7 protein-coding genes and 2 pseudogenes are annotated in these 9,601 nt (G+C 63.7%); 5 read left to right on the forward strand and 4 right to left on the reverse strand.

Translation table 11 applies throughout. The features are described from left to right. Positions 1–22 precede the first annotated feature (22 nt). A pseudogene (locus EN955_RS31795) lies at positions 23–268 on the forward strand (aminopeptidase N C-terminal domain-containing protein); the annotation flags it as partial. On the opposite strand, the pseudogene pepN reads toward EN955_RS31795, so the two are convergent. Continuing rightward, positions 230–2,818: pseudogene (gene pepN, locus EN955_RS31800) on the reverse strand (aminopeptidase N); the annotation flags it as partial. The pseudogenes EN955_RS31795 and pepN overlap by 39 nt on opposite strands. A 156-nt stretch (positions 2,819–2,974) precedes the next feature. Between pepN and EN955_RS31805 the strand changes: the two are divergent. Together EN955_RS31805 and EN955_RS31810 are read left to right on the forward strand one after the other, a co-directional pair. After that, positions 2,975–5,281, forward strand: coding sequence for a xanthine dehydrogenase family protein molybdopterin-binding subunit (locus EN955_RS31805; protein ID WP_024505279.1), 2,307 nt, complete (start codon positions 2,975–2,977; stop codon positions 5,279–5,281). Positions 5,282–5,352: 71 nt separating this feature from the next. Beyond that, positions 5,353–6,255 (forward strand): DMT family transporter, encoded by a 903-nt coding sequence (locus tag EN955_RS31810; RefSeq protein WP_244506971.1) that lies wholly within the window; start codon positions 5,353–5,355, stop codon positions 6,253–6,255. Here EN955_RS31810 and EN955_RS31815 read toward each other — a convergent pair whose 3' ends face one another. The 3 genes from EN955_RS31815 to EN955_RS31825 all read right to left on the reverse strand — a co-directional run bounded on the left by EN955_RS31815 (position 6,256) and on the right by EN955_RS31825 (position 8,847). Then, on the reverse strand, positions 6,256–7,068 hold the full coding sequence (locus EN955_RS31815; protein ID WP_024505278.1) for a helix-turn-helix transcriptional regulator: 813 nt from the start codon (positions 7,066–7,068) through the stop codon (positions 6,256–6,258). Between the two features lie 54 nt (positions 7,069–7,122). Next, the gene (locus EN955_RS31820) at positions 7,123–8,004 is read right to left on the reverse strand and encodes a uracil-DNA glycosylase (RefSeq protein WP_024505277.1); all 882 of its coding nucleotides are present in this window, start codon (positions 8,002–8,004) and stop codon (positions 7,123–7,125) included. Positions 8,005–8,202: 198 nt separating this feature from the next. After that, positions 8,203–8,847 carry a hypothetical protein gene (locus tag EN955_RS31825; RefSeq protein WP_013532621.1) on the reverse strand — a complete coding sequence of 215 codons (645 nt, stop codon included), beginning with the start codon at positions 8,845–8,847 and terminating at the stop codon, positions 8,203–8,205. 10 nt (positions 8,848–8,857) lie between these two features. Here EN955_RS31825 and EN955_RS34975 point away from each other — a divergent pair, with 10 nt between their 5' ends. Together EN955_RS34975 and EN955_RS31830 are read left to right on the forward strand one after the other, a co-directional pair. Further along, complete coding sequence (locus EN955_RS34975) at positions 8,858–9,004, forward strand: hypothetical protein (RefSeq protein WP_155924989.1); 147 nt, start codon at positions 8,858–8,860, stop codon at positions 9,002–9,004. 63 nt (positions 9,005–9,067) lie between these two features. Continuing rightward, positions 9,068–9,601 (forward strand): NAD(P)/FAD-dependent oxidoreductase (locus tag EN955_RS31830; RefSeq protein ID WP_164769939.1); only part of this gene is annotated, 534 nt, incomplete at its 3' end.

Below are 9,601 nucleotides of genomic sequence, written 5' to 3' on the forward strand. Positions count from 1 at the left end.
CCCGTAGGTCGTCTCGAAAGCCGCCAGCGCCAATCAGACCGGCTTCCACCGGGCCGACGGCGAAGGCTACTGGTTCTTTGCTCAAACCGTCCTCGAGGTTGAAAAGCGCAACCCGCAAGTGGCGGCAAGGCTGGCGACGGCGCTCAGATCCTGGCGTTCGCTCGAACCCTTGCGGCAGGCGAAGGCCAGGGAAGCGCTGCTCTCGATCGCCGGCGCCGAAAACCTGTCGGCGGATCTGCGGGATATTGTCGAGCGCACGCTGGCTTAGCCGCTCTCTTCCTTCTCCCCTTGTGGCAGAAGGGAGATCCGTGCACGCCGCCACTTGCGGGTTGCGCTTTTCAACCTCGAGGACGGTTTGAGCAAAGAACCAGTAGCCTTCGCCGTCGGCCCGGTGGAAGCCGGTCTGATTGGCGCTGGAGAAGGTGCCGATCAGCGAGCGCACCCGGTTCGGATTGCCCATCGAGAAGGCCGGGTGGTTGGTCAAGGCCTTCACGGTGTCGACGGTTTGCGGCCCCGGTACGCTGGCCTGGATCTGGAACCATTTGTCCATGATCAGCGGGTCGGACCCGTAGGTCGTCTCGAAAGCCGCCAGCGCCTCGACCGCCTCGGGCGAACCGTGGTGACGATGCGCGAGCACGGCAAGTGCTGCCGCGCGGTCGGTCATGTTGGTCGCGGACTGGAAATGCCCGGCAGCGAGTTCCGCTCCGCCCGGCTGCAGCGACAGATAATCCAGCAGGGTGTTGCGCAAGGCGCGTCGTCCGGCGCTTGCCGCGTCGGGGCTGAACGCTTCTCTGTCGGCAAGGCTGAGGTAGAGGCCCGAAAAAACGTCCCGGTTCGCAGTGCCGATCGCCAGCGCCAGTGCCTCGCGAGCCGCATAGATGGCATCGGGGTCGATGTTCCTGCCGATGTCCCGGGCAATGTCGGCTTCGCCGGGCAGGGCCAGCGCCAATGCCCGATAGGCCGGCTCCAGCGTCTCGTCGCCGGCAATGCTGCCGGCGAGTTCGATCAGCCGCGGCGCAAAGGCCGGCTGCTTGCCGCCGAGGATCTCGCGGAACGCTGATATCAGCGCATCGGTCAGCAATGTGTTGAAAGCCTGCCAGCGCGAGAAGGCGTCGCCGTCATGGCGGGCAAGGAAGAACTGGTCGTCGGCTTTCTGCTCGACGGACAACGTCACCGGCGCCGAAAAGCCGCGGTTGAGCGACACGGCCGGGCGCTCGGTGACGCCTGAAAACCGCACCATGTGGCGACGCTTGCGGATATGGATGACGCCGTCCTCGACGCTGGCGCCCTCGACGCTACTATACGGCACAGGCTTGCCGCCGGCGCCGATCAGCCCGAAAGCGAGCGGGATGTGCATCAGCCGCTTGCGGCTTTCGGAGGGTGTCGGCGGCACCGACTGCTCGATTTCGAGCGTAAACTCCTGCGCGGCCGGATTGTGCGTCGAACTGATCGTCAGGTTCGGCGTTCCCGCCTGATGATACCAGAGCGCGAACTGCGACAGGTCGCGGCCGGACGCATCCTCGAACACCTTGATGAAATCCTCGATCGTCGCCGCGTCACCGTCGTGCCGCTCGAAATAGAGGTCCATGCCGGCGCGAAACACGTCGGCACCGAGAATTGTGCGGATCATGCGCACCACTTCGGAGCCCTTCTCGTAGACCGTCGCGGTGTAGAAATTGTTGATCTCGCGGTAGCGGCGCGGCCGCACCGGATGCGCCAGTGGGCCCTGGTCCTCTGGAAACTGGTGAGCGCGCAAGGTGCGCACCTCGGCAATACGCTTGACCGCGCGCGAGCGCTGGTCGGCGGAGAATTCGTGGTCGCGGAAAACCGTCAGGCCTTCCTTCAGGCAGAGCTGGAACCAGTCGCGGCAAGTGATTCTGTTGCCTGTCCAATTGTGGAAATACTCATGCGCTATGATCGCCTCGATATTGGCGAAATCGGCGTCCGTCGCGGTCTCCCGGTCGGCCAGCACATATTTGTCGTTGAAGATGTTGAGGCCCTTGTTCTCCATCGCGCCCATGTTGAAGTCCGACACGGCGACGATGTTGAAGACGTCGAGATCGTATTCGCGGCCGAACGCCTCCTCGTCCCATTTCATCGACCGCTTCAGGGCGTCCATCGCATAGCCGGCCAGCGTCTCCTTGCCGGGCTCGACATAGATGCCGAGCTCGACCGTGCGGCCGGACAGGGTGACGAAACTGTCCGCGAGCCGGCCGAGATTGCCGGCCACCAATGCGAACAGATAGGACGGCTTGGGGAAAGGGTCGTGCCACACGGCATAATGCCAGCCGTCGCCGAGGTCGCCCTTTTCGAGCGGGTTGCCGTTGGACAGGAGCAGCGGCGCCTCGTCGCGCATTGCCTCCATGCGCACCGTGTAGACGGACAGGATATCGGGACGGTCGAGGAAATAGGTGATGCGGCGAAAGCCCTCGGCTTCGCATTGCGTGCAGTAGACGTGGCTCGAGCGGTAGAGGCCCATCAGGGCTTCGTTGCCCGCCGGCGCCACCTCGGTCTCGATGAGCAACTGGAAGCGCCGCGCCACCGGTGGCTCGAGGATGGTCAACTGGTCGGGCGTCGCCAGCAGATCCGCCGGTTTTACCTTCTTGCCGTCGATCTCGATGCGCTTGAGCGTCAGCCCGTCGCCGTCGAGCACCAACGGTGCCGACACGGAGACGCCGTCACGGCGCTCTATCGTGAGCACGGCGGTGACACGCGTTGCGTCTGGCGAAAGGCGGAAGGTGAGGTCGGTTTGCGGAATGAGGTAGTCGTTGGGGCGATAGTCTTCGAGCTTGAAGACCTGGCCGGTGTCCGTGCGCATTCCGTGGGTTTTCCTGTCGATTGCCTTGGCGGCGGATTGTGTCCGCTGGTCCAAGAAATTTGAAGTCCGCGCTCTTTACACGAAACGGCCCCTCGACAAAACTGAGGCAATGCCTATTTCAGGCGTTCGTTCTCCTGTCATCATCACGAGGCATCCATGACCGTCGTCACACCGAAATTCGGCATGGGCGCATCCGTGCTGCGGCGCGAGGATGCCGCCTTCATCCAGGGCCAGGGCCTTTATACCGACGACATCCAGCCGGCTGGCGTCCTGCATGGCTATGTCCTGCGTTCGCCGGTCGCCAAGGCCAGCTTCACCATCGGTTCGACCGAGGCGGCGAAGGCCGCACCTGGCGTCCATCTGGTACTGACCGGCAAGGACCTTGCCCATCTCGGCGATCTGAAATCCGGCGTCATGCAGGAACAGCCGGACGGCACCAAGGCGCCGACGCGCGACATCCCGATCCTGTGCCGCGACCGCGTCAACTATGTCGGCGATGCCGTTGCCTTCGTCGTCGCCGACAGCCGTGCCTTGGCGCAGGATGCCGCTGAATTGATCGATGTCGACTATGACGGCGAAGACGCGGCTTCCGGGACCGCAAATGCACTTGCCGAAGGCACGCCGCTGGTCTGGCCGGAGCTCGGTTCCAACCGCGCCTTCAGCTACCACATGGGCGACAGGAAAAAGACCGAAGCGGCTTTCGCCAAGGCCGCACACGTCACCCGCATCGAGTTCGTCAACAACCGGCTGGTCTGCAACTACATGGAGCCGCGCTCCGCGATCGGCGAATGGAACGTCGAGGAGAAGCGCTTCGTGCTGACCACCGGGTCGCAAGGCGTGCACTCCATGCAGTATATCCTGGCCAGCGTGTTCAAGATCAAGAAGGGCCAGTTGCGCGTCATCACGCCAGATGTCGGCGGTGGTTTCGGGCCGAAGAGCTTCGTCTACCGCGAATATCCGCTGGTGCTGGAAGCGGCGAAGCGGCTTGGCCGCCCGGTGAAATGGGCCGGCGACCGCACGGAACACTTTCTGACCGACGCGCAAGGCCGCGACAATTTCGTCACGGCCGAGATGGCACTGGACAAGGACGGCCGCTTTCTCGGCATGAAGGTGGACCTGCTCGCCAACATCGGCGCCTATATCTCGCAATATGGTCCGTTCATCCCCTATATCGGCGTCACCATGTCGACCGGTGTCTACGATATCCAGGCGCTCGACGTCTCGGTGACCGGCCTCTACACCAACACCTGCCCGGTCGATGCCTATCGCGGTGCCGGCCGGCCGGAAGCAGCCTTCCTGCTGGAAAAACTGGTCGATGCCTGCGCCCACGATCTCGGCCTGCCCGTCGAGGAGATCCGCCGCCGCAATTTCATCCGGCCGGAGCAATTTCCCTACCGGACGCAAACCGGCCGCCTCTACGACACCGGTGAATTCGAAGGCCATATGGAGCGGGCCATTGAGCAATCCGAATGGAAAGCGTTTCCGGAGCGGCTGGCGCAGTCGAAGGCCGGCGGAAAAATCCGCGGTCTCGGCATGGCGACCTATATCGAGGCCTGTGCCTTTCCGGGCTCGGAGCCGGCCTTCGTCGAACTCAATGGCGACGGCACGGTGACGCTGAAGATCGGCACCCAGACCAACGGGCAGGGGCATGCCACCGCCTATGCGCAGTTCCTGTCGGAAAAGCTCAATCTCGACATCGACAAGATCCATGTCCGCCAGGGCGATACCGACGAATTGAAGGCCGGCGGCGGCACCGGCGGCTCGCGCTCCATTCCGCTGGGGGGTGTGTCGGCTTCCCGCGCGGGCGAGGATCTGGCCAACAAGATCAAGCGCATCGCCGCCGACGAGCTGGAGGCTTCTGCCGGCGACATCGAGCTGTCCGATGGTGTTGCCCGCATCGTCGGCACCGACCGCACGATCGATTTTTCCAGCATCGCCAAGGCCGCCAAGACGCCTGACGATCTCAAGGGCTTTGGCGAGTTCGTGCAGGACGAATGCACCTATCCCAACGGCACTCATATCTGCGAGGTCGAGATCGATCCCGACACCGGCGCGACCGAGATTGTCCGCTACACCATCGTCGACGATTTCGGCGTTACCGTGAACCCGATCCTGCTCGCCGGCCAGGTGCATGGCGGCGTCGTGCAAGGCATCGGCCAGGCACTGACCGAGGACACTATCTATGGCGAGGACGGACAGCTTTTGACGGCGAGCTTCATGGATTACGCCATGCCGCGCGCCGACAATTTCCCGTTCTTCCATTTCGAGACCCGCAACGTGCCGTCGACGACCAATGCACTCGGCATCAAGGGCGCGGGCGAGGCCGGCACCATCGGCTCGACCCCGGCGGCACTCAATGCGGTGACCGACGCGCTCTGGCGCGCTTATGGCGTCAAGCACATCGACATGCCGGCAACGCCGGCGCGTATCTGGGCGACGATCCGAGAAGCGTCGGGAGCGTGACAGCGGGCCCCGGCAGCCCCTCGGCCACAGCCAGCGATGATGCCGGCGGGCACGACACGCTTACCGGTATCATGCTCAAGATCGTGTCGGTGGCGGTCTTCGTCGGCATGCAGACCTGCATCAAAGCCGCAGGCACCGTTCCGGCCGGCCAGATTGTCTTCTTCCGCTCTTTCTTCGCCATCTTCCCGATCATCGCCTTCCTGGCCTTCAGGAAAGAACTCGGCACTGCCTTCACCACCAAGCGTCCGTTCAACCACATCGCCCGCGGCCTGGTCGGCGTCTGCGCCATGGGGCTCGGCTTTTTCGCGTTGACCCGGCTGCCGCTGCCGGAAGCGATCACGCTGAACTACGCGCAGCCGCTGCTGGTGGTGGTGTTCAGCTCCATCTTCCTCGGCGAGGCTATCCGCGTGTATCGCTGGAGTGCGGTCGCGGTCGGCCTGGTCGGCGTGCTGATCATCTCCTGGCCGGAACTGACGCTGCTGAGTTCCGACCAGGCGCTCGACGACCAGGAAGTGCTTGGCGTCATGGCCGCTCTTGTCGCGGCGGCGATCTCGGCCGTCGCCATGCTCTTGGTGCGCAATCTCGTGCAAAGCGAGCGCACGGCGACCATCGTGCTGTGGTTTTCGGTGACGGCAAGCGTCATGTCGCTGCTGTCGCTGCCATTCGGCTGGCAGGCGCTGACGCCGCTCCAGGCGGCCCTTCTTGTTGCCGCCGGCTTCTGCGGCGGCCTTGGCCAGATCCTGATGACGGCGGCCTATCGCCATGCCGAAGCCTCGGTCGTGGCGCCGTTCGAATACACCTCGATGATCCTAGGCCTCGTCGTCGGCTATCTCGTCTTCGGCGACGTCGCCACGCTCCATATGCTTGTCGGCGGCCTGATCGTCGTCGCCGCCGGCATCTTCATCATCTGGCGCGAACGCCAGCTCGGCCTGGAGCGCACCCGCACGCGCAAGGCATCTTTGCCTGAAGGGTGATTACGAACGTTCGGCCCGTTCCTTCGCCAACCGAACCAGCACCGTCCTCGTCTGTTCATCGGCGGGGAAAAACGATTCGATCGCCAGTTCCGAAAGCGTCACGTCGAGCGGCGTGCCGAACACCGTGATGGTGCTGATGAACGACAGCACCTGATCGCCATGCGCCAGCCTGAGCGGGTGCACGATGGCGTTCGGCTCGACCGGCGACGGCCGGTTGCTCCTCAGGCCGGACGGATAAGTCCTCAGTTCACGCTCGAGTTCGATCAGCACCGCGTCGCCGCTCGCGTCATTCTGGTGTTTCAGGCGCTCGAGCAGATGCGTGCGCCATTCCTGAAGATTGACGATGCGTGGCGCGATGCCGCCGGGATGCAGGCTGAGGCGAAGCACGTTGACCGGCGGCGTCAGCAGCGAAGCCTCGCTGACATCGGCAAGGAAGGGAGCGATGGCGGCGTTGGCCGAAACCAGGTTCCAGTGGCGGTCGACAGCGAGTGCCGGGAACGGCTCGTGGCCCTTGAGCACGATTTCGACCGCCGCCATCGCCGGCGCCATTGTCGTGTCGGTCAGCGAGCGTTCGCCGAAACTGGGGGCAAAGCCGGCGGCGAGCAGCAACTGGTTGCGTTGCCTCAGCGGGATCGACAATTGCTCGGCCAGATGCAGCACCATGTCGCGCGAGGGCGCGGCGCGGCCGCTTTCGACGAAGCTCAGATGCCGCTGCGAGATTTCGGCCTCCATGGCGAGGTCGAGCTGCGACATGCGCCGGCGCGTGCGCCATTCGCGAATAAGGCTGCCGGCGGAGGTTTGGGCTGTTGTCATGAGTGAATGGTTAGGCTGGTGAGGACGGCATTTCAATTACCTGCAAGGTTATCGCTAGGTGAGCGCTCGCAGCTTTGCCTTCACTTCGAGGAAATCCCGCCACGCCAGCTTCTTGTGCGACGGGGTTCGCAGGAGATAGGCCGGATGCAGCGTCGGCATGGCCGGGATGGCGATGCCGGATGCCGTCGTGTGAACGCGCCAATTGCCGCGCAGCCGCAATATGCCTTCCGAGGTGTTGAGCAAGGTCTTGGCCGACGGGCCGCCAAGGTTGATCAGCACCTTGGGATTGACCAGCTCGATCTGCCGTTCGATGAACGGCCGGCAGATCTCGGTTTCGTGCGGCGTCGGCGTGCGATTGCCCGGCGGCCGCCAGGGAATGACATTGGCGATATAGGCTGAAGTGCGGTCGAGCCCGATCGCGGCCAGCATGCGGTCGAGCAGCCGGCCCGAGCGGCCGACGAAGGGCAGGCCCTCGATGTCCTCGTCGCGGCCGGGCGCCTCGCCGACCAGCATGACGGCGGCTTCCGGGTTGCCGTCGGCAAACACCAGGTTCTTGGCGGTGGCCTTGAGATTGCAGCCCTCGAACGCCGCCATATGCTGGCGAAGCTCGTCCAGCGTCGTTGCTGTGGTCGCCAATTGGCGGGCAAGTGCCGCCTGCGCTTCGTCGGGAACCGCAGTCGTCGCAGACGGCGACCGCGCAACGGGTGGTGCATTTGCTCTGTCCCCGGCTTCGCCGCGGGACACGGTCGTCGAGCGCAGCGGTGCGGCGGTGCCACCCGAAGGCGCTGCGATCGGCGCGCGCTCCATCGGCTTTGGCGCAACCTCGGCGAACCGGTTCACCGGCTGCTCTTCGAGCGCCTCGTCGACGCCCACGCTGGCGTAAAACGCCAGCAGGTCGGCGATATCAGGTCTGTTGGTTGGGGAAGCGGCAGTCATCGATTCACATTCGTCCGCGTGGCGGCAATTTGCAAGGCTGGCAGCTTGGGTTCCTTCGGAGCCTCTCGCCGGCGCGTTGGCTGACGGAGCATCAAACGAAAAACCCGCCTGTGCGGCGGGTCACTGGCGCAACTCAGCACCATAAGCAAAAATGTACCATAGCTGAGCTCACCGAGTCAAGAAAAAAATCCTATCGTGTCAGCCCGTTGGTATGCGCGGATCCTGCACCAGGTAGAAGGTCCATCTGGGCGTGTAGTCGGTCATCAGGAATTCGAAGCTGGCGGTTTTCAGCGGGTCGACCTTGCCATTCCTGAACAGCAGCCGGTCATAGGGTTCGAAATCGCGATCGAAATCGGCGAAATTGCTCGACCGGATATTGTCCGGCGTCTTGTTGCGCTGGTCGAAGGAAAGCCCGTCGCCGAACACGCTCGGCTGGTTCAGGATCTCCTGCAATTCGAACTGGAATTCGACCCAGGCCTGGCCGCTGTTGTTGAGCACCTCGATGCGCATATACATCATGCCGTTGGCGAATTCGCCGGCCTTGCCGAAGGCCTGGATCGGCTTTGTCGTGCGGATCGTCAGCGTCACCGGCGTTGACGAAGTCAGCTCTTCGGTGATGACGAACGGATCGTCCTTCGTGCCGATGCCCGAGGCGCCGGTGATGTGGAAGCCGCCAAGCTCGTCGGAGAAGGAGTAGGCGCCCGCCGCCCAGACCTTCACTTCGTCGGCGGCAGCGTGATGCGGCGCCAGCATCAGAAGGGCCAAAAGGAGCGCCCGGCGGATCCGGCCGGGCGGGAAAAGAAAGCGCGTCGATGAAAAGCCGGCTGGCCCAGGAAAGCGCATGGCGTGAAGTATGGCCGATAAGCAAGCCGTCGAACAATTAAAAACGCGCGCCCCGCAGGCAATGCCAGGCGAAAAGCAGTCTTCCAGCCTCGCAATGCGCGACTTTTTGGCCAAAACGGCATTGTCACGTATGCGCCGGTTTCCTGTCGTCAATTGATGCGCTATGCAGCGCGGGAGCCAGCAAGATACCCGAATGGGATAAGCCAGTGCGGAGGGGTTGATGAGCGACATCGAACGCGAAAGCATGGAATTCGACGTGGTTATCGTCGGTGCCGGGCCGGCGGGCCTCGCCGCCGCCATCCGCCTCAAGCAGGTCAATCCCGAGCTTTCGGTCGTCGTCCTGGAGAAGGGCGGTGAGGTCGGCGCCCATATTCTCTCCGGCGCCGTCGTCGATCCGATCGGCATCGACCGGCTCTTGCCGGGCTGGCGCGACGAGGACGGCCATCCCTTCAAGACGCCGGTCACCGCGGATCATTTCCTGGTCCTTGGTCCTGCCGGCTCGTTCCGTCTGCCCAACATTTTCATGCCGCCGCTGATGAACAATCACGGCAACTACATCGTTTCGCTGGGCAATGTCTGCCGCTGGCTGGCGACCAAGGCCGAAGCGCTCGGCGTCGAGATCTATCCGGGCTTTGCCGCTGCCGGCCTGCTCTACAATGAGCAAGGCGCCGTCACCGGTGTCGTTACCGGCGACATGGGCGTCGAGAAGGACGGAACGCACGGCCCGGCTTTCGCACCCGGCATGGCGCTGATG

The sequence above is a fragment of the Mesorhizobium sp. M7A.F.Ca.CA.001.04.2.1 genome, assembly GCF_003998485.1.
GTDB classification, from domain to species: domain Bacteria; phylum Pseudomonadota; class Alphaproteobacteria; order Rhizobiales; family Rhizobiaceae; genus Mesorhizobium; species Mesorhizobium ciceri.